At 72.0% G+C, this 25,982-nt stretch carries 24 protein-coding genes; 12 read left to right on the plus strand and 12 right to left on the minus strand.

Translation table 11 applies throughout. The features are described 5' to 3' along the window. Nucleotides 1–30: 30 nt before the first annotated feature. Complete coding sequence (locus tag ACLQ3B_RS30910; protein ID WP_425784202.1) at nt 31–519, plus strand: FBP domain-containing protein; 489 nt, start codon at nt 31–33, stop codon at nt 517–519. Nucleotides 520–732: 213 nt separating this feature from the next. Here ACLQ3B_RS30910 and ACLQ3B_RS30915 read toward each other — a convergent pair whose 3' ends face one another. Then, nucleotides 733–1,266, minus strand: a complete 534-nt coding sequence (locus ACLQ3B_RS30915; RefSeq protein ID WP_425784203.1) for a GNAT family N-acetyltransferase — start codon at nt 1,264–1,266, stop codon at nt 733–735. A 157-nt stretch (nt 1,267–1,423) separates the two neighbouring features. Here ACLQ3B_RS30915 and ACLQ3B_RS30920 point away from each other — a divergent pair, with 157 nt between their 5' ends. After that, entirely contained in the window at nt 1,424–1,906 is a 483-nt protein-coding gene (locus ACLQ3B_RS30920) for a MarR family winged helix-turn-helix transcriptional regulator (RefSeq protein ID WP_425784204.1), read from the plus strand. A gap of 10 nt (nt 1,907–1,916) precedes the next feature. After that, nucleotides 1,917–2,903, plus strand: coding sequence for a pirin family protein (locus tag ACLQ3B_RS30925; RefSeq protein WP_425784205.1), 987 nt, complete (start codon nt 1,917–1,919; stop codon nt 2,901–2,903). Nucleotides 2,904–2,967: 64 nt separating this feature from the next. On the opposite strand, the gene ACLQ3B_RS30930 is transcribed toward ACLQ3B_RS30925, so the two are convergent. After that, on the minus strand, nt 2,968–3,096 hold the full coding sequence (locus tag ACLQ3B_RS30930; protein WP_256441970.1) for a hypothetical protein: 129 nt from the start codon (nt 3,094–3,096) through the stop codon (nt 2,968–2,970). A 134-nt stretch (nt 3,097–3,230) separates the two neighbouring features. Here ACLQ3B_RS30930 and ACLQ3B_RS30935 point away from each other — a divergent pair, with 134 nt between their 5' ends. Continuing rightward, nucleotides 3,231–4,820, plus strand: coding sequence for a phospholipase D family protein (locus ACLQ3B_RS30935; protein WP_425784206.1), 1,590 nt, complete (start codon nt 3,231–3,233; stop codon nt 4,818–4,820). Here the strand turns inward: ACLQ3B_RS30935 and ACLQ3B_RS30940 are convergent. Further along, a complete protein-coding gene (locus tag ACLQ3B_RS30940; protein ID WP_425784207.1) occupies nt 4,769–5,518 on the minus strand; it encodes a hypothetical protein in 750 nt (249 codons plus the stop codon). The two genes, ACLQ3B_RS30935 and ACLQ3B_RS30940, sit on opposite strands and share 52 nt — an antisense overlap. 378 nt (nt 5,519–5,896) lie before the next feature. On the opposite strand from ACLQ3B_RS30940, the gene ACLQ3B_RS30945 reads away from it, so the two are divergent. Next, nucleotides 5,897–6,721 carry a SigB/SigF/SigG family RNA polymerase sigma factor gene (locus tag ACLQ3B_RS30945; RefSeq protein ID WP_425784208.1) on the plus strand — a complete coding sequence of 275 codons (825 nt, stop codon included), beginning with the start codon at nt 5,897–5,899 and terminating at the stop codon, nt 6,719–6,721. 106 nt (nt 6,722–6,827) lie between these two features. On the opposite strand, the gene ACLQ3B_RS30950 is transcribed toward ACLQ3B_RS30945, so the two are convergent. Genes ACLQ3B_RS30950 through ACLQ3B_RS30960 form a run of 3 tightly spaced genes read right to left on the minus strand, consistent with a single transcriptional unit; the run spans nt 6,828 to nt 9,599 of the window. Next, nucleotides 6,828–7,418 (minus strand): GNAT family N-acetyltransferase, encoded by a 591-nt coding sequence (locus ACLQ3B_RS30950; RefSeq protein ID WP_425784209.1) that lies wholly within the window; start codon nt 7,416–7,418, stop codon nt 6,828–6,830. Next, nucleotides 7,415–8,926: an APC family permease gene (locus ACLQ3B_RS30955; protein ID WP_425784210.1), complete on the minus strand. Its 1,512-nt coding sequence runs from the start codon at nt 8,924–8,926 to the stop codon at nt 7,415–7,417. The genes ACLQ3B_RS30950 and ACLQ3B_RS30955 overlap by 4 nt, the downstream gene beginning before the upstream one ends. A 46-nt stretch (nt 8,927–8,972) precedes the next feature. After that, a complete protein-coding gene (locus ACLQ3B_RS30960) occupies nt 8,973–9,599 on the minus strand; it encodes a GOLPH3/VPS74 family protein (protein ID WP_425784211.1) in 627 nt (208 codons plus the stop codon). 183 nt (nt 9,600–9,782) lie between these two features. On the opposite strand from ACLQ3B_RS30960, the gene ACLQ3B_RS30965 reads away from it, so the two are divergent. The 3 genes from ACLQ3B_RS30965 to hrpB are packed head-to-tail and all read left to right on the plus strand — an operon-like array spanning nt 9,783 to nt 13,418. Then, entirely contained in the window at nt 9,783–10,607 is an 825-nt protein-coding gene (locus tag ACLQ3B_RS30965) for a helix-turn-helix domain-containing protein (RefSeq protein WP_425784241.1), read from the plus strand. Between the two features lie 41 nt (nt 10,608–10,648). Further along, entirely contained in the window at nt 10,649–10,849 is a 201-nt protein-coding gene (locus ACLQ3B_RS30970) for a DUF397 domain-containing protein (protein WP_425784212.1), read from the plus strand. 28 nt (nt 10,850–10,877) lie between these two features. After that, nucleotides 10,878–13,418, plus strand: coding sequence for an ATP-dependent helicase HrpB (gene hrpB, locus ACLQ3B_RS30975; RefSeq protein WP_425784242.1), 2,541 nt, complete (start codon nt 10,878–10,880; stop codon nt 13,416–13,418). A gap of 8 nt (nt 13,419–13,426) precedes the next feature. Here the strand turns inward: hrpB and ACLQ3B_RS30980 are convergent, their stop codons facing one another. Continuing rightward, on the minus strand, nt 13,427–14,152 hold the full coding sequence (locus ACLQ3B_RS30980) for a PP2C family protein-serine/threonine phosphatase (RefSeq protein ID WP_425784213.1): 726 nt from the start codon (nt 14,150–14,152) through the stop codon (nt 13,427–13,429). A gap of 273 nt (nt 14,153–14,425) precedes the next feature. On the opposite strand from ACLQ3B_RS30980, the gene ACLQ3B_RS30985 reads away from it, so the two are divergent. Next, nucleotides 14,426–17,035 carry a glycoside hydrolase family 9 protein gene (locus ACLQ3B_RS30985; RefSeq protein ID WP_425784214.1) on the plus strand — a complete coding sequence of 870 codons (2,610 nt, stop codon included), beginning with the start codon at nt 14,426–14,428 and terminating at the stop codon, nt 17,033–17,035. Nucleotides 17,036–17,100: 65 nt separating this feature from the next. Here the strand turns inward: ACLQ3B_RS30985 and ACLQ3B_RS30990 are convergent, their stop codons facing one another. After that, nucleotides 17,101–17,757, minus strand: a complete 657-nt coding sequence (locus ACLQ3B_RS30990) for an HAD family hydrolase (protein WP_425784215.1) — start codon at nt 17,755–17,757, stop codon at nt 17,101–17,103. A 112-nt stretch (nt 17,758–17,869) separates the two neighbouring features. Between ACLQ3B_RS30990 and ACLQ3B_RS30995 the strand changes: the two genes are divergently transcribed. The 3 genes from ACLQ3B_RS30995 to ACLQ3B_RS31005 all read left to right on the plus strand — a co-directional run bounded on the left by ACLQ3B_RS30995 (nt 17,870) and on the right by ACLQ3B_RS31005 (nt 21,678). Continuing rightward, on the plus strand, nt 17,870–18,784 hold the full coding sequence (locus tag ACLQ3B_RS30995; RefSeq protein WP_425784216.1) for a hypothetical protein: 915 nt from the start codon (nt 17,870–17,872) through the stop codon (nt 18,782–18,784). Nucleotides 18,785–18,895: 111 nt separating this feature from the next. Beyond that, the gene (locus ACLQ3B_RS31000) at nt 18,896–20,146 is read left to right on the plus strand and encodes a DUF222 domain-containing protein (RefSeq protein ID WP_425784217.1); all 1,251 of its coding nucleotides are present in this window, start codon (nt 18,896–18,898) and stop codon (nt 20,144–20,146) included. Nucleotides 20,147–20,424: 278 nt separating this feature from the next. Continuing rightward, nucleotides 20,425–21,678 (plus strand): MFS transporter, encoded by a 1,254-nt coding sequence (locus tag ACLQ3B_RS31005; protein ID WP_425784218.1) that lies wholly within the window; start codon nt 20,425–20,427, stop codon nt 21,676–21,678. A gap of 3 nt (nt 21,679–21,681) precedes the next feature. Here the strand turns inward: ACLQ3B_RS31005 and ACLQ3B_RS31010 are convergent, their stop codons facing one another. The 4 genes from ACLQ3B_RS31010 to ACLQ3B_RS31025 are packed head-to-tail and all read right to left on the minus strand — an operon-like array spanning nt 21,682 to nt 25,978. Then, nucleotides 21,682–21,939: a UBP-type zinc finger domain-containing protein gene (locus ACLQ3B_RS31010; RefSeq protein WP_238682894.1), complete on the minus strand. Its 258-nt coding sequence runs from the start codon at nt 21,937–21,939 to the stop codon at nt 21,682–21,684. After that, on the minus strand, nt 21,936–23,507 hold the full coding sequence (locus tag ACLQ3B_RS31015; RefSeq protein ID WP_425784219.1) for a Na+/H+ antiporter: 1,572 nt from the start codon (nt 23,505–23,507) through the stop codon (nt 21,936–21,938). Before ACLQ3B_RS31015 ends, ACLQ3B_RS31010 begins: the two co-directional genes overlap by 4 nt. Nucleotides 23,508–23,544: 37 nt before the next feature. Then, nucleotides 23,545–24,510, minus strand: coding sequence for a TIGR03885 family FMN-dependent LLM class oxidoreductase (locus ACLQ3B_RS31020; protein ID WP_425784220.1), 966 nt, complete (start codon nt 24,508–24,510; stop codon nt 23,545–23,547). 52 nt (nt 24,511–24,562) lie between these two features. After that, nucleotides 24,563–25,978 (minus strand): NADP-dependent succinic semialdehyde dehydrogenase, encoded by a 1,416-nt coding sequence (locus tag ACLQ3B_RS31025; protein WP_425784221.1) that lies wholly within the window; start codon nt 25,976–25,978, stop codon nt 24,563–24,565. Nucleotides 25,979–25,982 lie beyond the last annotated feature (4 nt).

Here is a 25,982-nt window from a genome sequence, read left to right on the forward strand (position 1 = left end):
CGCTTGCCTAGGAGAGCTAGGCTACTACCTATGTTGGTCCTGACCGAATCCGTCATCCGCGCGTCCTTCGTCAACTGCAGCCGGGGCGAGGCCAAGCGGCTGGCCGTACCGAACGATCTTGAGCTGCGCCCCTGGGACGACCTCGACTTCCTCGGCTGGCGGGATCCCTCCGCGCCGCAGCGGGCCTATCTGGTCGCCGAGACCGACGGCAAGCTGACCGGGGTGGTGCTGCGGGCCGCGGCGCACCAGACGGGGCGCGTGCGGCACAGCATGTGCTCGTTCTGCCTGACCACCCACCTCGGCGGCGGCGTCTCGCTGATGACCGCCCCGAAGGCCGGTCCGAGCGGACGGCAGGGCGATTCCGTGGGCACGTACCTGTGCTCCGACCTGGCCTGCTCGCTGTATCTGCGGGGGAAGAAGCACGCCGGGCCCCCCGCGCCCGAACCGCTGCCCCTGCCGGAGCGGATCGACCGCGTCAGGACCGCCCTCGCGGCGTTCCTGCGCAAGGTCACCGAGTGACGGTTCGGCGCGACCGACGCGACCGGCGCGACCGGCGGGACCGGGACTGCCCTGATCTCAACCTGTAGAGCTGCCCCATATCTGGGCCGACCGCCCCGTCGCTCGGACCGCCCCGGAGACGCCCCTGCCCCACTGCCCCACTGCCCCACTGCCCCACTGCCGGGGCAGCTCTACAGGGACGTCGAAGCAGGTGTGGACCCCGGTCCGCGCCGGTTAGCGATCGGTGGCGAGGCGGGCGTGCAGGTGCTCGTCGTAGCGGCGGCCGTCGCCGTACCGGTACGACTCGCGCAGGGTCCCCTCGGCCGGGTAGCCGGCACGGTCGGCGACCCGGCAGGACGCCGGGTTGGCCACGGCGTGACACAGCTCCACCCGGTGCAGCCCGAGATCCGCGAACGCCCAGGCGGTGAGCCGGACGACGGCGCGCACCGCCACCTGACGCCCCCGCGCCGCCGGCACCGTCCAGTAGCCGATGGACGCGTCGCCCTCGTGGATGCGGTGCAGCGACACCGAGCCGAGCAGTGTGCCGTCGGCCGCCGCGGTGACCGCCATCGAGGCATGGCCGCCGGTGGACCAGTCGGCTCGGCGGCGCACCCAGAGAAGTGCGACCTCGTCGTCGATCGGGTCACCGCCCTGCGGGTTCCACTGGGCGATCGCCGGGTCCCGGAGGGCGTCACGCACCGCCGGAGCGTCCTCGTCTCGCCAGGGGCGCAGCAACAGGTCGGCGGCGGCGAGCTCCACGTGTTCCACGAGGCCGGAGTCTGGCACAACCGGCGGCCTCCGCGCCGCCGGATTACCGCGGACTTCCTTCAAAGCTGCACGATTCGGCCGCGAGGGCGCGAATAAGTGACCCAGGCAACGCTCAACGACGTTAGTTAAATTTTGAAATAGTGCTATCGTCGTGGGCATGACCGAGAGCCTGGACAGCACCCGAGAGGCCGCCTGGCGCACCTACATCGAGGCCAGCCAGCGTCTCTACACCCAGTTGGAGGAGGACCTGCGGGTCGACAGCGACCTCAGCTTCGCCGACTACCACGTGCTGGTCCTGCTCTCCGAGGCACCCGGTCAGCGACTACGGATGGGCGAGTTGGCCAGCGGGTTGATCTTCTCGCCCAGCCGCCTCACCTACCAGGTCTCCTCCATGCAGCGTCGTGGCCTGGTCAGCAAGGAGCCCTGCCCGGACGACCGGCGCGGCAGCGAGGCGGTGCTCACCGCCGCCGGGCTGCTCGCCCTGCGGGAAGCCGCACCCCACCATCTGGCGTCGGTGCGTACCCATCTCATGGACGACCTCGACGATGCCGAGGTCGCCTGCCTCACCCGGGTCTTCGACCGGCTCGGCGAGCGCCTGCGGGCATCGCGGGCCAGCTCGACCACCCCCGCCTCACGCTAGGAGCCGCGACATGCCCGCGATCACCGTCGACAACGTTCTCGTCCTGCCCCGCCTGCCCCTCCTCGACGAGACCACCACGATCCGCCCGGTCCGCACGGTGACCACGGCGCCCAGCGGCTTCGAGGGTGAGGGCTTCCCGGTCCGTCGTGCCTTCGCCGGGGTGTCGACCACCGACCTGGACCCGTTCATCCACCTCGACCAGATGGGTGAGGTCGACTACGCGCCGGGCGAGCCCAAGGGCACCCCGTGGCACCCGCACCGCGGCTTCGAGACCGTCACGTACATCATCGACGGCGTCTTCGACCACCAGGACTCCAACGGCGGTGGGGGCACCATCACCGACGGCGACACCCAGTGGATGACGGCAGGCAGCGGCCTGCTGCACATCGAGGCGCCGCCGGAGCACCTGGTGGTGAGCGGCGGGCTCTTCCACGGCACCCAGCTGTGGGTCAACCTGCCCCGCTCGGCCAAGATGAACCCACCCCGCTACCAGGACATCCGGGGTCGGGAGTCGGCGCTGCTCACCACGCCCGACGGCGGGGCGCTGATCCGGGTCATCGCGGGCGAGGTCGCCGGGCACCGCGGCCCGGGTTCGACATTCACCCCGATCACCATCACGCACGTCACCGTGCAGCCGGGCGCGCAGGTCGACCTGCCCTGGCGGCCCGACTTCAACGCCCTGGTGTACGTGCTGGGCGGTCGCGGCACGGTCGGCAGCGACCGGCGGCCGGTGCGTACCGGCCAGCTCGCGGTGCACGGCCCGGGTGACGCGCTGCGATTCAGCGCCGACACCGCCCAGGACAGCAACACGCCGGCACTGGACCTCTACATCATGGGTGGTCAGCCGATCCGGGAGCCGGTGGCACAATACGGCCCGTTCGTGATGAACACCCGGGACGAGCTGCTCAAGGCGTTCGAGGACTTCCAGGCCGGTCGCCTCGGCGTGATCCCCACCGAGCGCCTCCCGCACACCGGCGGGCAGGGCGCCCGCCCCTGACCACGGTCGACCGCTGAGATCGGCGCCGACGCCTCCGGTTGACCCCGAAGGCGTCGGCGCCGCCTCAGGAAACCGCGAAGATCCCGGCGACTCCCAGAATCACCATCACCAACACCGCTACCAGCGCACCCCGTTCGCTCTCCACCGCCGGCTCGCGGTTCTCGGTCACGGGATTCGTCGTGTCGCGGGGCATGGTGTGGCCTCCTCGGCTGTTGTCGCGTCGCTTCCGATGGCGTTGGCCAGGTCACCGGTCTGTCGGCCTGGCGTGCGGACCCACGTCGGGGGTCCTACCGTGAGGACGTTGCCGACCTCCAGGGGGGCTGGACGGTGCCATTGCAGGACTGGTTTCTCACCGCAGAGGAACGTGCCAACCCGGTCTCCGGCATACCCGTATGGACCACGGGAAACCTCGCCGAGCCATTGATTCACGGTGCCGCGTACTTCGACCGGCTGGTCGACGAGGTCGAGGCTCTGGGCTCCGGCGACCATCTGTTCTTCACCGACTGGCGGGGCGACCCGGACCAGCGGCTGCGCCCGGACGGTCCGACCGTGGCCCAGCTCTTCGCCCAGGCGGCCCAGCGCGGTGTGGTGGTCAAGGGGTTGATCTGGCGCTCGCACCTCGACGTGCTGGCCTACAGCGAGGCGGAGAACCGCGACCTCAGCGAGACGATCTCGGCCGCCGGTGGGGAGGTGCTGCTGGACCAACGGGTCCGGCGCGGCGGCTCGCACCATCAGAAGCTCGTGGTGCTGCGGCACCTGGGGGCGCCCGAGCGGGACGTCGCCTTCGCCGGCGGGATCGACCTGTGCCACAGCCGCCGCGACGACGCCGCCCACCACGGCGATCCGCAGCCGGTGCAGATGTCCTCCCGGTACGGACCCAATCCGCCCTGGCACGACGTGCAGCTCGCGGTGCGCGGGCCGGTGGTCGGCGCGTTGGACACCCTGTTCCGGGAACGCTGGACCGACCCGATGCCTTTGGACTCCGAGAACCCGATGGCCTACCTGCGGGATCGGCTGCGCGGCTCGGACCTGCGCCCCGACCCGCTGCCCGAGCAACCCGCCGATCCGCCGCCCTGCGGTCCGCACCAGATCCAGGTGCTGCGCACGTACCCCGCCGTCCGCCCCCGCTACTCGTTCGCACCGGACGGGGAGCGGACCGTGGCCCGGGGTTACACCAAGGCGGTACGCCGCGCCCGCCGACTCATCTACCTGGAGGATCAGTACCTCTGGTCGGCCGAGGTCGCCGACCTGTTCGCGCACGCGCTGCGGGACAACCCGGACCTGCACCTGATCGCCGTCGTCCCCCGTCACCCGGACGTGGACGGCAAGCTGGCGTTGCCGCCGAACATGGTCGGGCGCGAGCAGGCGCTGTCGCTGTGTGAGCGGGCCGCACCGGACCGGGTGCACGTGTTCGACGTGGAGAACCACTCCGGAAATCCGGTCTACGTGCACGCGAAGGTGTGTGTGGTCGACGACGTCTGGGCCAGCGTGGGCAGCGACAACTTCAACCGGCGGTCCTGGACGCACGACAGCGAGTTGTCCTGCGCGGTGCTCGACGACACCGCGGACCAGCGGGAGCCCACCGACCCCGCCGGGCGGGGCGACGGTGCGCGGACCTTCGCCCGGGATCTGCGGCTGCGGCTGTGGCGCGAGCACCTGGACCGTGACCCGGACGGCGCGGACGACGCCGATCTGCTGGACCCGGTGGACGCCGTCGCGGCCGTCACGGCCGCCGCCGACGCGCTACAGCAGTGGTACGACGAGGGCCAGGTGGGAGAGCGACCGCCGGGGCGGCTGCGCCCGCACCGCCCGGAGCGGCTGCCGTGGTACACCCGGGCCTGGGCGCTGCCGGTGTACCGGCTGGTCTACGACCCGGACGGCAGACCGCTGCGCGCGAGACTGGCCGGCACCTGGTGAAGCGGTCGGGCCGGCTCCGGCTCGGCGACCGCGTGCACGTTCAGCCCGCCGGGGTAGGCGAACGACGAGCGCGGTGAGTAGTACCCGAAGCCGATGGTCAGTGGGTTGGCCGGGCGCAGCGCGTACATCGGGTGGCCGGGCTGGAGGAACTCCACCGACTCGATCTCGAACGGGGCGACCGGCTCGGCGACGAACGGGTAGGCCGAGCTGAGCAGTTGGCCGTCGCGCCGGGTGAAGTAGCGGTGGTGCCCGCTGCTGATCACGTGCCCGGTCTCCCCCACGCGACACCGTGCCCGGACCAACGTCGCGCCGTCGATCTCCGTCTCGGAGAGCAGGTCCTCACCCTTCACGTCGATCCGGGTGCCCCCGGCGAGCACCGGGGCGCCGCGGGCGACAGCGTACTCACGGACCCGCCGGCTGGAGGCCACGTAGTGGGTCCACCAGCCACCCGCGTTGAGGCCGCCGGGCGCGTCGACGCCGAGGAGCGAGACGCCGAGGTAGGTCAGCGAGTACGCGCCGAAGCCGGAGGTCTGCGTCTCGTCGTCGACGATGTACTGGTTGAGGAAGACCTGCCGGTCGGGGCGGGGGCAGAGCCCCGGGGGGACCAGCGCGGCGACCGCGTCGGGATCCGCCGGCAGCCAGCTGAAGTAGAGGGTGCGACTGTTCACAACGAGCTGGGGAGCGGCTGGATCGAGCACGGTGCCTCCGAACCGGGTGTCGTACACGCGACGCTACGGCCGGTCCCGCCAGCGGGACAACGACGGATAGTCGACACTCCTGCCGACTTGTCGGATTTCATGTTGACCAGTCGACGCGACCGGGGGACCCGATCGGTCGGACCGATCGGTCGACCGGACAGCGGGCTGCGGCCGGTAAACCGGGTAAGGGTCCTCACAACCATCCCAATTTCTGGGTGATTTGCCCTCTTTGTGGCGCGACACGCCTTAAGTACATCAACCTTTCGGCTAGATTTCGGGGAGACGATCAGGTTAAGGTGACTCCCGAACGGCCCAATGGAAGCTAAACCAAAGCGTCACGTCTTTTTGTCCGCGGACGAGGTGCAGGGAGGACCACCCATGACCGCGCCAACGATCACCGAGCAGCCGAGCGCCGCCGTCAAGGCCACCACCAAGCTCGACCCGCGCGCTCTCACCGACAGCGCCGCCGACCTGCTCAACGCGATGGCGGCGCTGCCCGCCAGCCACCCGTCGCGCGCCGCTCTGCGGGACCGGGCGATCGAGGCCTGGCTGCCGCTCGCCAACCACCTGGCCCACCGCTACAGCGGGCGCGGCGAGCCGAACGACGACCTGGCACAGACCGCCGCGATCGGCCTGATCAAGGCCATCGACAAGTTCGACCCCTCGCGCGGCGTCGACTTCGCCGGTTACGCGATCCCCACCATCATCGGCGAGCTCAAGCGCCACTTCCGGGACCGCACCTGGGACATCCGCGTGCCCCGCCGGCTCCAGGAGCTGCGGCTGGCCATCTCCGACGCCAACAGCTCGCTCCTGCAGACCCTCGGCCGCTCGCCGACGGTCGCCGACATCGCCGCGCACCTCAAGCTCACCGAGGAAGAGGTGCTGGAGGGCCTGGAAGGCGCCCGCGCGTACAACGCGGTGTCGCTGTCCACCCCGACCGGCGACGGCGAGCGCGCCACCGAGCTGGGCGACATGCTCGGCGGCGAGGACAGCGAGTTCGAGCTGGCTGAGCTGCGGGTCGCCCTCGGCCCGGCACTGGCCACCCTCGACGAGCGCGAGCAGAAGATCCTCACGCTGCGCTTCTACGGCAACCTGACCCAGTCGCAGATCGCCGACCAGATCGGCGTCTCGCAGATGCACGTCTCGCGACTGCTGACCCGGGCGCTGACCAAGCTGCGCGGCCAGCTCGACGGCACGTACTGACCAGTTCACGAGGGAAGGGCCGGGTCCGTGGACCCGGCCCTTCCCTCTGTCCGTGTTGTCACGTGAGCGTGACAACACGTCCGCAGTACGTACCAGTGCTGTCGCGTCAGCGACCGCTGGGCTCCCGCCACATCGGCCAGAACGGCGTGCCGTCGGGCACCCGGAACGGCTCACCGGCCAGGTAGCCGTGCTTCGCGTACAGGTCCCGGCTGCGCGGGCTGCTCGCCTCCAGGTACGCCGGCATCCCGTTGGCGTCCAGCCAGGCGTGGTGGTGCCGCATCAGCGCGCTACCCAACCCCTGCCCCTGCCGGTCGGGCCGGGTCGCCAGGAACGCGAGGTGGTGGTGATCCGGATGCGGGTGGTTCGCCGCGAACAGCTCGTCCAGGTACTGGAACCGGTCGGTCCACTCGCCGCAGGCGGCGGCCAGTCGGGCGTCGTAGTCCGCCGGCGGCGGGGCCGGCTCGCCGACCGACGGAAACCAGACCGCGACCGAGGCCCGGTCCGCCGTGGCGTGGACCATGCCGTGCCGCATCGCGTGCCCGACCAGGATCTCGAAGTCGCCGGCCAGCACGGCCTCCCGCTTGCTCGGGTCGGGGACCAGCCAGTACGTCACCTCCAGGACGGTGAACGCCTCGGCGATCCGGCCCGCCACGAGGGTGGTTTCCTCCGGCCCGAGTTGCTCGATGACCAGGCTCATCGGGTCACCTCCACGGCCGCCGGGGCCTCCGGCTTGACGACGCTGGCGGCGCTCGCCGCGCCCAGGCCGATCCGGGCGTACGTGTCCGGGCGGTTGCTGCGCAGCAGCAGAGCCCAGCCGATACCCAGCAGGGCAGCCACCGGGTACGCGGCGGGCAGCGCCCACCGCAACGTGGAGTCCGGCGCGACGCCGAGCAGGTTGGCGAAGTTCGACACGGCCAACCAGATGATCACAAAGAGCGCGATGGTGGCCAGTCCGGGTGCGATGGCCCGCCGCCACAGGTTCTCGCCGCCGCCGGAGCGGGCGAAGTAGGCGATCACCGCCACCGAGGTGGTCGCGATCAGCAGCAGGACGCCGAAGCCGCCGGTGGTGCCGACCCAGAAGAACAGCTGGACAACCGGGTCCCAGCCGTTGACCGCGTACAGCAGGATGACCAGCAGTCCGAGGACGCTCTGGGCCACCGAGGCGGCCCGCGGCGCCCCGGTACGGGCCGAGGTCTTTCCGAACACCGCCGGCAGCACCCGCTCCCGACCGAGCGCGAACGTGTAGCGGGCCGTGGTGTTGTGGAACGAGATCATCGCGGCGAGCACCGAGGTCAGGAAGAGCACCTGCCCGATGGTGACCGCGGTGTCGCCGAGCTGCGCGGCGGCCAGGTTGAAGATCAGCCCGACGCTCTGCTCGCCGGCCTCGGCGACGATCCGGTCCTGCCCCACGGCGACCGTCATGGTCCAGGACGACAGCGCGTACAGCCCGGCGATGATCGCCACCGAGAGGTAGGTGGCCAGCGGCACCGTCCGCTTCGGGTCCTTGCTCTCCTCGCTGAAGACCACCGCCGACTCGAAGCCGACGAAGCCGAGGACGGCCAGCACCAGCACCGCGCCGACGCCCGGCACGAAGAGGTTGTCCGGCGAGAACGAGGCGAAGCTGACCTGACCGTCGGCCGGGTTGCCGATCTGCCCCAGGTCGAAGATGAGGACCACCACGATCTCGGCGACCAGCAGCGCGGCCAGGACCATGCCGTTGAGGTCGACCCGGAGCAGGCCGAGCAGGCCGACCAACGCCCACGCCACCAGGGCCACGACGGCCCAGTGCGGGTGCCCGCCGAAGATCCGGTCGAGCACCGGCTCGGCCGCCACGCCGATCGTGCCGTACAACCCGACCTGCAGCGCGTTGTAGGCGATCAGCGCCACCCAGGCGGCGCCCACGCCGGCCGGTCGGCCGAGCCCCCGGGAGACGTAGGCGTAGAAGGCGCCGGCGTTCTCCACCCGGCGGGACATCGCCACGTAGCCCACCGAGAACAGGGCGAGCACCGCGGCGATCAGCAGGAAGGCCAGCGGGATTCCGGTCACCCCGATGACGCCGTAGCCGGTGGTGACGACGCCGGCCACCACTGTCAACGGCGCGGCGGCGGAGAGGACGAAAAAGATCACCGACGGGATGCCGAGGCGGCCTCGGGCCAGGGCCTCGGAGACGTTGCTGGGTCGGTCGACTGTCGATGTCGGGGGCATGCGACTACTCCGATTGGTCGAGGGGAGGGTTGGGGTTGCCGGGGGATCAGGGGATGCCGCGCAGCACGGCGGCCCCGACGGCGGCCTCGGTGTGCCCGACGAGTTCCTTGAGGGGTGCCGGCAGCGCGGGGATGAGGACGTTCAGCCGGTGGTGCGCGCGAGGGCCGGCGCTCCACAGCACCTCGCGGGTCAGCCCGGCGGCCACGACCAGGCCGAGCAGCAGGGCGTCCGGCACGCCCGGCGGGTCGGGACGGTCCAGTAGGGCTCGCAGCCGGGTGGCCGGCCAGGCCACCGCGTTCAGGTCGATCGGCAGGTAGCTGACCGTGGTACGCAGCAACCGGCGACTCTCCTGGCGGCGCAGCACGCCGGCGCGGGCCAGCCGCTCCCCCACCGAGGCCGTTGCGCTCTGCGCGAGGAAGCTCAGCCAGGTGCGCAACTCCCGGTGTTGGGACTCGCCGATCAACTGGTCCAGCACGGTGTGTGCCAGCGCGTCCGCTGGTGGGCGTCGGTCGATGACGGTGACCTGCCCGGCCGACACCGTGATGTGTCCATAAAGGATCAACTCGCCGAGCAGCCCACCGGCGAGCCCGAGCCCGGTCGCCGCCGGGTGCAGCTTTGCCTTGCCGCGACTGTCGTTGTGTGCGATCAGGAAGAACTCGTCGGCGATGAGCAACGGTCCTCCCGCACAGGTGTGTCCACAGTGATCGCGACCGGGAAAGGATGCACCGACAGCTACTGCAACGCAACTCCCAGATTCGAAAGTTGCACTCCGTGCAGGCGCGACCTGCGGATCTTGTCGTGGCAGACTCGGACGGTGACCGCCACTCCCACCATCCGACCCGCCGCCAGCCCGACCGTGCGGCGGCGCCGCATCGCGCGGGAGCTCCGCCAACTCCGGGAACGCGCGGGCATGACCCTCGATGTGGCTGCCCGTCAGCTCGACATGTCGAAGAGCAACCTCTCCCGGATCGAGACCGCCCAGATCGGCATCAAACCGCGCGATGTCCGGGCCGCACTGGCGCTCTACGAGGTGACCGGCTCGGATGCCGAGGCGCTTATCGAGATCGCCCGGGGGGCACAGCAGCGCGGCTGGTGGCAGAACTACAGCGACGTGCTCCCCGAGTGGTTCGAGTTCTACGTCGGGCTGGAGGCCGAGGCGGCGACGCTGCGCACCTACGAGGCCGAGTCGGTGCCCGGGCTGTTGCAGACCGAGGCGTACGCCCGGGAGATCTTCCGGCGCACCGCCGGCGAGGACGGCCTGGAGCGCAAGATCGCCGCCCGACTGCACCGGCAGGAGGTGCTGCGCCGCGAGGACCCGGTGGACCTGTCGGTGATCATCAACGAGGCGGTGCTCCTGCGCCCGGTCGGCGGCCCCGCGGTGATGGCCGAACAGCTGGTCCACATGAGCCGGATCGCGCAACTACCCAACGTGACAATTCAGGTACTTCCTTTCGCGGTCGGCGGGCATCCGGCCATGAGCACCCCGTACGTGATCCTCAACTTCGCCGATGCCGCCGACGCGTCCGTGGTTTACCTGGATAACCTCACGATGGGACTGGCTCTGGAGGATGCCGATCATGTGCTCGGGTATAGCCTTCTGCACGAGGAGCTGTGCCGGATGGCGCTCGATCCGACGGCGTCGATGACCCGTCTTGAGCAGGCTTCTCGTAACTTTGCGTGACCGCTTCTGCGGCACGCCGACGCAGACGAGAGGTACCGCGGATGACGGCGTACGACCTGACCCGAGTGGACTGGCGCACCAGTACGCGCAGCAGCGGCAACGGCAACTGCGTGGAGGTCGCGACAGTCGACGGTCAGGTCGCCGTCCGGGACAGCAAGGACCGCTCCGGGCCGGTGCTCGCCTTCCACGCGGCGACCTGGCGGGCCTTCGTGCTCGGGGTCGGCGAGGTCCGTCGCTCCTGACGCACCCGCGCCGGTGCGAGACTGGGCCGTGCTCTCCGACGTAACACTTGACCTGCCGGTCCGCCCGGTGCTGCCGGCGCTGGTCGCGGCACTCGACGCGGCCGGCGCCGGTGTGCTGGTGGCCCCGCCGGGCACCGGCAAGACCACCCTCGCGCCGCTGGCCGTGGCCGACCGGGTGACCGGCCGGGTGGTGATCGCCCAACCCCGCCGGGTGGCGGCTCGTGCCGCTGCCCGGCGAATGGCCGAGCTGCTCGGCGAACGGGTGGGTGAGCGGGTCGGCTACGCGGTGCGCGGCGAGCGCAAGGTGGGCCCGGCGACCCGGATCGAGGTGGTCACCACCGGCCTGCTGGTCCGCCGGCTGCACCACGACCCGGAGCTGCCCGGCACGGGTGCCGTGCTGCTCGACGAGTGCCACGAACGCCAACTCGACGCCGACCTCGCGCTGGCCTTCACCGTGGAGGCGCGTGCCGCCCTCCGACCGGACCTGTGGCTGCTGGCGATGTCGGCGACCCCGGACACCGACCGGTTCGCCACGCTGCTGGGCGGGTCCACCCCGGCCCCGGTGGTACGGGCCGACTCGGCGTTGCACCCGGTGCAGCGGATCTGGGTGCCCCCGGCACGCCCCCTCGCCCCGCCCGGGGCCGGGCCGGTGGACCGGGCCCTGCTCGACCACGTGGCCGCCACCGTCCGGCGGGCGCTGCGCGAGCACGACGGCGACGTGCTGGTCTTCCTGCCCGGGGCCGGCGAGATCGCGGCGGTCACCGGCCGCCTGAGCGACCTGCGGGACGCGGTAGCCCTGCTGCCGCTGCACGGCCGTCAACGCGGCGCCGAGCAGGACGCCGCCCTGCGGCGCGCGGACCGACGGCGGGTCGTGCTGGCCACCGCGCTGGCCGAGACCAGCCTGACCGTCCCGGGCGTGCGGATCGTGGTGGACGCCGGGCTCTCCCGGGTGCCCCGGATCGACCTGGCCCGTGGGCTGGGCGCGCTGGTCACCGTGCCGGTCTCCCGCGCGGCCGCCACCCAGCGGGCTGGCCGGGCCGGCCGGGAGGCCCCCGGGTTCGTCTACCGCTGCTGGTCGGCGGCGACCCACGAGCGGCTGCCCGCCCGCGCCGCACCGGAGATCGCCACCGCCGACCTGACCGGTTTCGCGCTGGAGCTGGCCGCCTGGGGCCGCCCGGACGGCGTCGGGCTCGCGTTGCCCGACGCGCCGCCGGTCGCCGCGATGACCGTGGCCCGGGACACCCTGGCGACCCTGGGCGCGGTCGACGCCGACGGTCGGATCACGGCGCGGGGGCGGTCGATCGCCGCCGCCGGGGCGCACCCACGGCTGGCACGGGCGCTGCTCGACGGCGCCGGTCGGGTCGGCGCCGACCGCGCGGCCGAGGTGGTCGCCCTCCTCGCCGAGGAGAGCGCGGCCGGCCCCGGTGACGATCTGGTCGCCGGGTGGCGTCGGTTGCGCACCGGCGTGGACGCGGGCGCGACCGCCCGCTGGCGCACGGAGGTACGCCGGTTGCGCGCCGCGCTGCCCACCGGCCCGCCGTCGAAGGGCCGGGCCGCTGCCACCGGTCACAGCGGCTCGGGTGGGCTGAGCGACGATCTCGCCGCCGGGCTGCTCGTCGGTCTGGCGTACCCGGAGCGGTTGGCCCGGGTGCGGCGGCCGGGCGGTTCGGCGTACCTGATGACCGGCGGGACCGCCGCGGAGCTGGCGGCCGGCTCGGGGCTGACCGGGTCCGACTGGCTGGCGGTGGCCGTCGCGGACCGCACCCCCGGCGCGCCGTCGGCCCGCATCCGCCGGGCCTCCCCGGTGGACGAGGCGACGGCCCGGGAGGCGGCCGGTCCGTTGCTGCGCACCGGCCGCGAGGTCCACTGGTCCGATGGGGACGTGGTGGCCCGGGAGATCACCCGGCTGGGTGCGATCGAGCTGGTCCAGCGGCGGTTGGACCGGCCGGACCGCGCGGAGGTGGCCGCCGCGTTGCTGACCGGCCTGCGTCAGGACGGGCTGGGGCTGCTGCCCTGGACGCCGGCGGCGCGGGCGCTGCGCGAGCGGCTCGCGTTCCTCCGGCACCACCTGGGTGATCCGTGGCCGCAGGTCGGCGACGAGTCGTTGCTCGACGCCGCGCCGAGCTGGCTGGGCCCGGAGCTGGCCGCCGCGCGACGCCGCGCGGACCTGGCGCGAGTGGACGTGTCGTCGGCGCTGCGTCGGCTGCTGCCCTGGGCGCAGGCCGCCCGCCTCGACGAGTTGGCCCCGGAGCGGATCGAGGTGCCGAGTGGTTCTCGGATCCGGTTGGACTATGGCGACCCGGCCGCGCCGGTGCTCGCCGTGAAGCTCCAGGAGACGTTCGGCTGGGCTGCGGCCCCCCGCATCGCCGACGGTCGGGTGCCGGTGCTGCTGCACCTGCTCTCCCCCGCCGGCCGGCCGGTGGCGGTCACCGCCGACCTGGCGTCGTTCTGGCGTACCGGCTATCCGCAGGTCCGCTCCGAGCTGCGCGGACGCTATCCTCGGCACCCGTGGCCGGAGGATCCGGGAACGGCGACACCCACCCGGCGCGCCACGCCACGCCGACGCTGAGCGCCGGCCTACTCCTCGACGACGTCGGCCACCACGACTGTGACGTTGTCCGGCGCGCCGGCGCGCAGCGCCAGGTCGATCAGCTTGGCGGCGCAGGCGTCCCGGTCCGGATAGCCGGTGAGCACTTCGTTGAGGGTGTCCGGGCGGACCACGTTGGAGAGGCCGTCGCTGCACAACAGCCACCGGTCGCCGGCCCGGGGCACCATTGTCGCGTACGACGGGGAGACCTCGTCGCCCTGCAGCGCCTGGGTGACCACGGCGCGGCGCGGGTGGCTGCTGGCCTGGTCCGCGGTGATCACACCCTGGTCCACCAACATCTGGACGAACGTGTCGTCCCGGGTGACCTGCTTGAGCACGCCCTCGCGGAACAGGTAGGCCCGGGAGTCGCCGACGTGCGCGAGGGCCAGGCAGCTGCCGGTGCGGGCGAAGAGCAGGGCGGTCAGCGTGGTGCCCATGCCCTGGCGCTCGGGATCCTCGGCGACCGCCTGTCGGATCCGGGAGGTGGCCAGCGCGATGCCACCCTCGAGCGCGGCCACCAGGGCGTCCTCGGGTGTCTCCACGTCCAGCGGGGCGACCGCGTCGATGGTGAGGGCGCTGGCCAGGTCGCCGGCGGCCATCCCGCCCATGCCGTCGGCGACGGCGACGAGCCAGGTGCCGGCGTGCAGGGCGTCCTGGTTTCCGCTGCGGATCAGCCCACGGTCGCTCGTTCCCACGGAACGCAGCTTCAGGGTCATGGGAGGCAGCCTGCCAGGCGAAGGGCGCAGTTGTCTCTAGGAGATCAGGACGACGGCGCGTGGCGCGGCCAATCTCACGTTCGGGTGGCGCCGCGTCCGGGGGCGCCATCCGGGCTGACCGCCCTCGTCGGACGCCAGAACCCATCCAACCAGATCAATTGACATGGCGCACCGGCACTGGAAACATCGAGCAGACACCTGGGAGCGCTCCCAGGTTCCTCGACCACACCTGTCACCGCCACCGTCCCACTTTCCGTCCCGGAAGGACTCCCCGTGACGTCATCCCGACGCCGCCTCCTGTTGGCTGCGGCGACCACTCTGGCCCTCACCGGCGCGGGCGCCGGCGCGGCCCACGCCGACCCACCACCGGACGCCCCCGAGCAGATCGACAACGGCGACTTCAGCGCCGGAGTGAGCCCCTGGTTCTCCTTCGGCACCGGCGCGCTGGCGGTCACCGACGGCCAGCTCTGCACCACCGTCGCCGGTGGGCTGGCCAACCCGTGGGACGCCGGCATCGGCCAGGACGGCGTACCGCTGACCGCCGGCGCCGAATACACCCTCGGCTTCGCGGTCTCCGCCACCCCCGGCGCCGCGGTCAAGGCCGTGCTGCAGCTCGGCAGCGCCCCGTACACCACGTACGCGGCAGTGGACGCCACCGCGACCGGCACCCTCCAGCGGGTCGAGCAGACCTTCACCGTCCCGGACGACAACCCCAACGCGCAGCTGATCTTCCAGGTCGGCGGTTCGGCCCAGGCGCAGACCATCTGCCTGGACGACGTCTCGCTGCGCGGCGGCGAGCCACCCGAGCCGTACGAGCCGGACACCGGGCCACGGGTGCGGGTCAACCAGGTCGGCTACCTTCCCAGCGGCCCGAAGAACGCCACGGTCGTCACCGAGGCCACCCAACCGCTGCCCTGGCAGCTGCGCAGCGCCGCCGGTGCCGTCGTGGCCAGCGGCACCACCACCGCACGCGGTGTCGACGCCGCCTCCGGGCAGAACGTGCAGACTGTCGACTTCTCCGGCTACCGCACCCCCGGCACCGGGCTCACGCTCACCGTGGACGGCGAGACCAGCCACCCGTTCGACATCTCCGGCGCCCTCTACGACCAGTTGCGCTCCGACTCGTTGCAGTTCTTCTACGCCCAGCGCAGCGGCATCGCCATCGACGGCGACCTGATCGGCGACGAGTACGCCCGACCCGCCGGCCACCTCGACGTCGCACCCAACAAGGGCGACACCAACGTGCCCTGCCAGCCGGGTATCTGCGACTACTCCCTTGATGTGCGCGGCGGCTGGTACGACGCCGGCGACCACGGCAAGTACGTGGTCAACGGCGGCATCGCCACCTACCAGCTGTTGAGCACCTTCGAGCGGACCAGGACGGCGGCCACCGCCAACGGCGGCGCGGAACTCGCCGACGGCACGCTGCGGGTGCCCGAGCGCGACAACGGGGTTCCGGACATCCTCGACGAGGCCCGCTGGGAGCTGGAGTTCCTGCTGCGCATGCAGGTGCCCGCCGGCAAGCCGCTCGCCGGCATGGTCCACCACAAGATCCACGACCAGAACTGGACCGGGCTGCCCCTCGCCCCGCAGGACGACCCGCAGCCGCGCGAGCTGCACCCGCCGTCGACCGCGGCCACCCTCAACCTCGCCGCCACCGCCGCGCAGTGCGCCCGGCTCTTCGCCCCCTACGACGCGGCGTTCGCGACCCGTTGCGGCACTGCCGCGAAGACCGCCTACGCTGCGGCCAAGACCCACCCGGTGCTGTACGCCAGCCCGACCGACGGCACCGGCGGCGGCGCGTACGACGACAGCAACGTCACCGACGAGTTCTACTGGGCGGCGGCCGAGCTGTACCTGACCACCGGGGCGCAGAACTACCTGGCCGACCTGACGGCCTCAAGTCACCACACCGGAAACGTGTTCGACGCGCGGGGCTTCGGCTGGCAGAGCGTCGCCGCGCTGGGCCGCCTCGACCTGGCCACCGTGCCGAACGGGCTGCCCGCCGCCGATCTGGCCCGGGTCCGCTCCTCGGTCACCGCCGCCGCCGACACCTACCTGGCCGAGCTGCGCCGGCAGGCGTACGGGCTGCCGATGCCCGGTGACGCCAACAGCTACTTCTGGGGCGGCAACAGCAACGTCATCAACAACGCCGTGGTGCTGGCCACCGCGTTCGACCTGACCCGCAACCCGGCCTACCGCGACGGCGCCGTACAGGCCATGGACTACATCCTCGGTCGCAACGCCCTGAACATCTCCTACGTGACCGGGTGGGGAGAGCACGCCGCGCAGAACCAGCACAGCCGCATCTTCGGCCACCAGCTCGACCCGAACCTGCCCCGACCGCCCGCCGGCTCCCTCGCCGGTGGCCCGAACGCGGCCCTCCAGGACCCGTTCGTGGCACAACTGCTAGCCGGCTGCGAGCCGATGTTCTGCTACGTCGACGACATCAACTCGTACTCGACAAACGAGGTGGCGATCAACTGGAACTCGGCGCTGGCCTGGATCTCCTCGTTCCTGGCCGACCAGGGTGACGCCGGCGCGGTCCCGGCCACCACCTGCACGGCGCGCTACGTCAACTACGGCGCCTGGCAGGGCGGCACCGGGTTCACCGGGCAGCTGACCATCCAGAACACGGGTGCCACCGCGGTCAACGGCTGGAGCGTGCGCTTCGCGTTCACCGGTGACCAGCGGGTGCGCGAGGCGTGGCTGGCGAAGGTCGCCCAGTCCGGCGCGACGGTGACCGCCCGCAACGAGTCGTACAACGCCAAGATCGCACCCGGCGGCACTGTGACGTTCGGCTTCAACGCGACGACCGGCGGGGGCGCCAACCCGAGCCCCGGCCTGGTCACCGTCAACGGAGCGGCCTGCTCGCTGAGCTGAGCCAGGTCCTGGTGGCCGCCCGGGGAAGGCGGCCACCAGGACCGCACGAACACGCGGCCGGCGGGTCAACCGCCGGCCGCGTTGTGCTTCGCGACCAGGCCGGGAAGCTCGTCCAGCGAGTCGATCCGGAACAAGCACCGCTCGGCCACGGTCGAGGGGTCGAGGATGTGCCCCCACGGGCCACGCCGGATCAGGCACGTCTTCATGCCAGCCTCCAGGGCTGGGCGTACGTCGTTGTCGGGCCGGTCGCCGACGTACAGGATCGACGACGCGACACCACCACCCGCGTCGACGACCCGCTCGAAGAACGCCGGTGCCGGCTTCGCCACGCCCCAGCCGTGCGACGTGCCGATGACGTCCACGGGGAGGTCGAGAGCGCGCAGGGTCGCCTCCGCATGAGCTGGCTGATTACCGGCCAGGCCCACGAACAGACCCTGGTCCTTCAAGGACTCCAGGCAAACTCGCGCGTCCGGGTAGAGATCCTCCTCGGCGAACGACTCCGGCTGGCCGGCAGCCGCCCGACGCTCCAGCTCGGCCGTCAGATCGAAATCGGGCCGGAAGACCCGGAACGTCTCCTGATAGTCCAGACCCCTGGCGATCACCGCGCCGAAGACCGCCGAGAACGTGTGCCGCGGCACCCCGAGCCAGTCGGCCCAGGCGGCGAACTCGTGAGACTCGTCGAGAATCGTCCCACCAACATCGAAGAAGATCGTGTCAATCATGTCCGTCCCCTGCCGACGCTCGCACCGTCGGCGAAGCATAGACGGGGTACGAGCGGCCGGACGCCCCGCAAAACCGATGGCTCGGACGCGCCTGGTGAGCCATGGTGACGCCATGGATGGCGGCGAACTGGCCGGCGCGGAGCGTCGGGTGTGGGCGGCGATGCCGGCGGGGACGCGGGCGGCGCTTGCCGGGCTGTCCGGCGCGGACCTGCGCAGTCTCCTGTTGAGCGTGGCCCGCGATCGGGCGGCGACCGTGCGCCCGTCCGAGGTGGCGCGCCGCTGGCGCGAGGATCGCTTCGTCCGCCCGGCCCGTGCCGACCCCCGTGTGCTGGCACGGGTGGAGGCCCGGATGTGGCAGCTGCTGCCCGCCGACGTCGCCGGAGTGGAGCTGTCACCTGTCGTACCGCTCGGCACCTGCTCGGCGGTCGCACCGGTCAGCCAGAACAGGATCGTCACCACCGCGCGCGCCAGCGAGGTGCTGAGCGACCCCACCAACGCCCTCGCCGTCGAGGCGTCCGTGCGTCGCCGTCGACAGAGCGAGGTGCACCTGGCCGCCGCCCATCGGGTGCTGCGGGCGCAGGATTTCGGCAGCGGCGCGTCGGCGCACTTCCGGCTCTTCGCCCTGGTGTCCAGCGCTCGGGACACTGGCTCGGGCGGCACGCAGGCCCGGCTGCTGGTCCGGCACCTCACCTACTGGCGGACCGTCCTCGCCGAGTTGGCACCCACCGCCGCGCCTCAGTTGCACGTCACGACCTTCGACGACCGGCTCGTCCGGGAACGGCTGGCCGACACCGTCCGCCCGGCACTCGACGGGGACGTGGTGCCGCTCGTGGACGAACCCGAGAGGTCTCGCGGTCGCGGCTACTACACGGGGTGCGCCCTGAGGATCACCGTCCACGACGGCAGCCTGGAGGTCGGCGACGGCGGCCTCACCGACTGGACCTCCCGATTGAGCGGTGACGCGAAGGAGCGCTGTCTCGTCTCCTGCCTCGCCACCGAACGTCTTGTGGACGGCATGAGCCGCTGAGTCGGGCTTGACGACGACCACAGTGGGCGCCCGTCGCCGCTGCCGGAAGCGACCGAACGTGGCCTGCCAACCGAGCCCGGAGTTGTCGTACACCTGTTCTATCGTCGGTCCATGTTGGAAGGGTTGGCGCGGGCGGAGGCGGCAGTCGGCGACTGCCTCGACGCGTCGACCTGGGCTCTTCCGGAGCACGACCTCGTCGCGGCACTCGACACCGCGCACCGGCTTGAGCAGCGTCTGGCCGCGGTCAAGCTGGCCCTCGTCCGGGAGCTTGACGGCCGAGGCACCGCTACCGCGCAGGGCGCGTCCTCGACTGCCGTGTGGTTGCGGGACCGGTTGCGGCTCGGGGTTGGTGCCGCCCGTCGTCTGGTCGAACTGGGGGCGACGCTCGATGCCGCCCCGGTCGGTGTGCGGGATGCGTTGGCCGGTGGATCGGTCGACGTGGAGCAGGTCCGGGTCATCGGCGACACGGTCAGCACTGTGCACACGGCCGCTGGCGCCGAGGCGGCCGAGAAGGCGGTCGGTGTCCTGGTCGAGTGGGCCCGGCAGTTCGAGCCGACCCTGCTGCGCAAGCTGAGCACCCGGATCCTCGACCACGTCGCCCCCGAGGTCGCCGATGCCGCCGCCAAGGCCGCGATGGAGGCCGAAGCCCGCCGAACCTGCCGAGACCGCCATGTGACGCTGTCCGAGCTCCGGGACGGCCGACTGCGACTGTCCGGCATCCTCGACGGCGAGGCGGCCGGCCTGCTGCGCGCCGCGATCGACCCGCTGACCGCACCGTCCGGCCCAGACGATCCGCGTTCTCCCGGGCAACGCCGGCACGACGCGTTCGCCGACCTCTGCCGGCTTGCCCTGCGCACCGGTGAGCTGCCCGAGCACGGCGGCGAACCCGCCCAGGTCGTCGTCACCACCAGCTTCGAGACGTTGGCCCAGCGGCTCGGCGCCGGCACTCTCGACACCGGCCTGCACCTCACCCCGGAGACGGTCCGCCGCCTCGCCTGCGACGCCGCGATCCTGCCCGCCGTCCTTGGCGGCAGCGGCCAGACGCTCGACGTGGGCAGGCAACGCCGGCTCATCACCGGTCCCCTGCGACGCGCTCTGGTCCTGCGCGACCGAGGCTGCGCCTTTCCCGGCTGCGACCGCCCGCCCCGCTGGTGCGACGCCCACCACATCCACCACTGGGCCGACGGCGGCAGCACCAGCCTGTCCAACGCCGTGTTGCTCTGCGGCCACCATCACCGACACGTCCACCATGGTGAGTGGACCGTCCGGCTCGACGGCGACGGTCACCCCGAATTCGTTCCGCCGGCTTGGCTCGACCCGGACCGGCTCCCTCGCCGCAACCAGTACCACCGGAGGACGTGACCTCCCCAAGACCGTGCCCTGCCGATCAGGAGGTGACAGGCCACGCGGCCAGGGCGGACGGTCATGGTCAACTGGCGGAAAGGTCCGGTTCGTCAGTTCCGCTTGGGCGGCCGGGGAGGACGGCCGACCCGATCACGGCAACAAGGTGATGGCTGTGGTCAGGCAAGACGAGTGGATCTTTGTGCTGAGCCCACCCGAGATCGGCCTGGACCCGGAATGCGACGGGCACCACACCACGCGGAGCATCGATGAGCAGACGGCGGCTCTAGGGTCGGTGAATGGGCACCACAGCGGAGGTTCGCGGCCGCCGGCGGTCGCTGGCGCCGCTGCCGCCACCCGGACGGCTGCGCACCCTGTCGCTGGCCACCCTCGCCAACACGGTCGGCACCGGGCTGTGGGTGGCGGGTGCGGCGCTCTACCTCACCCGCGCCGTGGGGCTGACCCCGACGGAGGTGGGGCTCGGTCTTACTCTCGCCGGCCTGGTCGGGCTCACTGCCAGCGTGCCGCTCGGCGGGCTCGCCGACCAGCGTGACCCGCGGAGCCTGCGCGCCGTCCTGCAACTGGCGCAGGCGGTTGTCGCCGCCGCGTACCTGCTGGTCGGCTCTTTCCCGGTCTTTCTGCTCGTGGCCACACTGGACGCTCTGCTGATCTCCGGCAACCTCGCCGTCCGCGCCGCGCTGGTCGCGGCGGTGGGCGGCCCGCGGGGCAGGGTGCACGCCTTCGCCACTCTGCGCGCGGTGGCGAACCTCGGCGTGGCGCTCGGTGCGGGGCTGGCCGCGTTCGCGCTGGTGGCGGACACCGGGTGGGCGTACCGACTGTTGGTGCTCGGCAACGTCGCCACCTATCTGGTTTCGGCGGCGCTGATCATGCGACTCCCGGCGTACCCACCGGCCCGGCGACCCCTGCGGCAGAGAGCCGGCCGGGCGCTGCGCGACGGGCCGTTCCTCGCGGTCGTCGGTGCCTCGGCGGTGCTCTCCGTGCACCACGTGGCGTTGACGCTGGTGCTGCCGCTGTGGGTGGTGGCGCACACCGACGCGCCGCTGGTGACGGTCTCCGCTTTCCTGCTGGTCAACACGCTGCTCACCGTGCTGCTCGCCGTACGGCTCAGCGGGAGGGCCCGGCACGCGGTGCCGGCGGCGACGACGATGCGCCGGGCCGGGCTGGTGCTCGCGGCCGGGATGCTGCTCTGGGCCGCGAGCGCCGTCGTGCCCAGCACTGTGGCGGTCGGCCTGCTGCTGGGCGCGACGGTGATCTACACCGTGGGCGACCTGTGGCACGCCGGGGCCGGGGCGACGCTAGCCTACGACCTCGCCGCACCGGACGCCCTCGGCGCCTATCAGGGGGTCGACGGACTGCTCGCCGGGCTGGTCCGCGCGGCGGGCCCGGCCCTGCTGACCTGGTTGATCATCGACGGCGGCCCAGTCGGCTGGCTGGCGCTGGCGGGGCTGCTCGCGCTCACCGGCCTCGCCGTGCCACCGCTCACCCGACGCGCCCTGGCCGACCGCGCCCACCGGTCACCGCACCCGGGCTGACCGTCACCCGATCTCCTCGTCGACGAAGCACCAGCGCCAGGCTTCGCCGGGCTGCGCCGAGCGGATCACCGGGTGGCCGGTGGACGCGAAGTGCTTGCTCGCGTGCTGGTTCGGCGACGAGTCACAGCAGCCGACCTGCCCGCAGCTCAGGCAGGTGCGCAGGTGCACCCAGTAGGTGTCGCCGGTGGCGACGCAGTCCGCGCACTCGTCGGGGGTGCGCGGTTCGGCGGCACCGGCCTCGGTCAGGTGCTGACAGCTCACTTCTCAACCTCTCGCAGCAACGACTCTTCCAGGTCCAGGTCACGATAGGCGCGCACGAGGACCTCCTCCGGAATCCGACCGGAGTCCCGGGCGGCCCGGAACACATCCCGCTCGGCGTCGATCATCTTCTGTCGCAGCCGACCGTACGCCTGCGACGGGGTTTCCCGCTCGTCGCCGCCGAGTCGTTCCCACGCCATGTTGGTACGGTCCTCCACCGCTCGGCGCAGCCGGTCCACCACCGTATCCGGTGCGCTGTCGGCCAACTCGTCGAGGCGGTCCTGGGCGGCCTTGCTGGCCTGCTGCTGCACCCCGGCGGCGGAGAGCGCGTCCTGCACCGGGTCGTCCTGCGGAAGCTTCAACCGGCGGGCGACCAGCGGCAGGGTGGCGCCCTGGCCGACCAGGGTGAAAACGATCACGGCGAAGGCCAGCCAGATGAACAACGCCCGGGGGTACGGCTCGTCGCCGGCCAGGGTCAGCGGCAGGGCCAGCGCGGCGGCCAGGGTCACCACGCCTCGCATTCCGGCCCAGCCGATGATGATCGGGAACTTCGGTGAGGGTCGGGCGTCACGTCGGCGGACACGGGGCACCAACCGAGCCAGGTAGGTGGCCGGGAAGAGCCAGACGAACCGGGTCACGAAGACGGTGGCGAGCACTGCGAGGGTGATCAGGATGAGCGAGCCGATCGGCTCGTCGAGGTCACGGAGCACCTCCCGCAGTTGGAGCCCGACCAGCAGGAAGACCAGGCCCTCCAGCAGGAATCGGACCAGCCGCCAGAACGCGCCGATCTGCAGTCGGGACGCCGCCGACAGCAGTTGGGGCAGCTTGTGCCCGAGCACCAGACCGGTGACGACCACCGCGACCACACCGGAGGCGTGCAGGTGCTCGGCGGTGAACACCACAGCGAACGGGATGATCAGCGACAGCGCGTTGTCCAGCAGCGGGTCGGTGATCCGTCGATGCAGGAAGCCGAACACCAGCGCCCCGAGCGCCCCGATCAGGATGCCGCCGCCGGTGGACCGCAGCACCTCGATGGCGATCTTGTCGGTGCCGACGGCCGAGCCGATGGTGGCCATCGTCGCGACTCGCAGCAGCACAAGCGCGGTCGCGTCGTTGACCAGGCTCTCGCCCTCCAGGATGGTGACGACCTGGCGGGGCAGCCCGACCCGGCGGGCGACGGCCGTGGCGGCCACGGCGTCCGGCGGGGCGACCACCGCGCCGAGGGCCAGGCAGATCGCGAACGGCAGCTGCGGCAACAGTAGGTGCAGCACCAACCCGACCACGAACGCGGTGAACAACACCAGGCCGACCGCGAGCAGCAGGATCGGCCGGATGTTGTTCTTGAACGCCGGCACCGAGGTCTCCAGCGCGGCCACGTAGAGCAGCGGCGGCAGGATGCCGACCAGCACCAACTCCGGGTCGAGTTCCACCTGCGGGAAGCCCGGCACGAACGAGAGCGCCAGGCCGAGGACGACCAGCACGATCGGGGCGAGCAGGCCGAGCCGGCGGGCCAACGCGGCGCCCAGGGTGGCGATCGCCAGGAAGACGACGACCGGAAACAGGCTTTCCATGGGGTACGAGCCTAGGGGTACGCCTATCCGGCCTCGATCAGCCGCCCGGGCGCAGCTTCGGCAGCACCTCCGCGCCGAACGCGTCGATGAAGCCGCGCTGCTCCTGCCCGACGTGGTGCAGGGCAATCTGGTCGAAGCCGAGCTGCGCGTACCCCTCCAGCCAGCCGACGTGCCGGCCCAGGTCCGCCGATACGTTCACCACCTCGGCGATCCGCTGCGCCGGCACGTCGGCGGAGACCGCGTCGAAGTGTTCGACGGTCTCCAGGTCCCAGCAGACCGGCGGGGCGAAGACGTTGCTGCGCCACTGGTCGTACGCGAGCGCCTCGGCCTGCGCCTGCTCCGGCGCCCAGGAGACGTGCACCTGGAGGTGCAGCGGCCCACGCCCGCCCGCGTCCCGGTACGCGTCGATCATCTCGCGCAGGTGCGCCACCGGGGCGTTCACGGTGATCAGTCCGTCCGCCCATTCGGCGCACCAGCGGGCGGTGGCCACGCTGACGGCGGCGCCGACCAGCGCGGGCGGCTGTTCGGGGCGGGTCCACAGCCGGGCGCGATCCACCCGGACCAGACCGTCGTGACTGACCTCCTCGCCGGCGAGGAGGGCCCGGATCACGTCCACGCACTCGCGCAGTCGAGCGGTGCGCACGTCCTTGCGCGGCCACGGATCACCTGTGATGTGCTCGTTGCTGGCCTCGCCGGTGCCCAGGGCCGCCCAGAACCGGCCCGGGTACATCGCGCCGAGCGTGCCGATGGCCTGCGCGATGATCGCCGGGTGGTACCGCTGGCCGGGTGCGTTGACCACGCCGAACGGCATGCCGGTGGCCTGCAACGCCGAGCCCAGCCAGGACCAGGCGAAGCCGGACTCACCCTGCCGGGCGCTCCACGGGGAGAAGTGGTCGGAGCACATGGCGGCGTCGAAGCCGGCCCGCTCGGCGTGCATCACCGCCTCCAACAGGGCGCGCGGACCGATCTGCTCATGCGAGGCGTGGAAACCGAACGACGTCATGGGCACACTTCCTACCCACGACGGCACCGGCTGACGCGTGCCGCGCCCCGGACTACTCGGCGTGCGCGCCGGCGCCGGCCGAGGCGGCGCCCTCGCCCACCCAGACCGTCTTGGTGTTGCAGAACTCCCGCATGCCCAACGCCGACAACTCCCGTCCGTAACCGGAGTTCTTCACACCGCCGAACGGCAACTCCGGGTAGGAGGTGGTCATCCCGTTGATGAAGACGTTGCCGGCGTCCAGGTCGGTGGCGAAGCGCTCCTGCTCGGCCTGGTCCCGCGTCCAGGCGTTCGAGCCGAGCCCGAAGCTGGTGCCGTTGGCCACCTCGATGGCCTCCTCGTACGACGAGACCCGGAACAGGCCGGCGACCGGGCCGAAGACCTCCTCGGACCACATCCGCATCTGCGGTGTGAGGTCGGTGACCACTGTCGGCGGGTAGAACCAGCCGTCGCCGGTCGGCGGCTCGCCGCCGCAGAGGACCGTCGCGCCGTGGTCCACCGCGTCGCGGACCTGGGCGTGCACCTCGTCGCGGCCACGCGCGCTGGCCAGCGGCCCGACGTCGGTGTTCGGGTCCATCGGGTCGCCGACGCGCAGCGCGGCCATGTTGGCGGCGAACTTCTCGGCGAAGGCGTCGAACACGTCGGTGTGCACGATGAACCGCTTCGCGGCGATGCAGGACTGGCCGTTGTTCTGGCAGCGGGCGGTGGTGGCCACCTCGGCGGCCCGGTCCACGTCGGCGGAGGGCATCACCACGAAGGGGTCGCTGCCGCCGAGTTCGAGGACTGTCTTCTTCAGCTCCCGCCCGGCGATCTGCGCGATGGACCGACCGGCGGGCTCGCTGCCGGTGAGCGTCGCGGCGCGGACCCGGGGGTCACTGAGGATGTGGTCGACGGCCTCCGAGTCGACGAGCACTGTGGTGAAGGCACCCTCGGGGAAGCCGGCCCGCCGGAACACGTCCTCCAGCAGCAGCGCGGTCTGCGGCACGTTCGAGGCGTGCTTGAGCAGGCCGGTGTTGCCGGCCATCAGCGCCGGGGCGGCGAAGCGCATCACCTGCCAGAGCGGGAAGTTCCACGGCATCACCGCGAGCACCACGCCGATCGGCTGGTAGCGGATGAACGCCCGGATCGCCTTCACGGCGGCGGCGTCGGCCGGCTCGTCGGCGAGGAACGCGGGGGCCTTGTCGGCGTAGAAGCGGGCGGCCGTGGCGCACTTGGTCACCTCGGCCTGCGCCGCGACGTACGTCTTGCCCATCTCCGTGGTCATGATGCGGGCGATCTCGTCGCGCTCGGCGTCCAACAGGTCGGCCGCGGCGTTCATCCACCGGGCGCGCTGGTCGACGGTCGTCCCCCGCAACTGCTGGAACGCGAGGTCGGTGCGCTCGATGGCGTCGTCGAGTTGCTCGGTGGACATCGCCTCATAGGTCTTGAGCACCTGTCCGGTGGCGGGGTTGGTGGTGGCGATGTGGGGCATCTCG

Origin of the sequence: Micromonospora sp. DT53, from assembly GCF_049841535.1 — a bacterium.
Lineage (GTDB): Bacteria > Actinomycetota > Actinomycetes > Mycobacteriales > Micromonosporaceae > Micromonospora.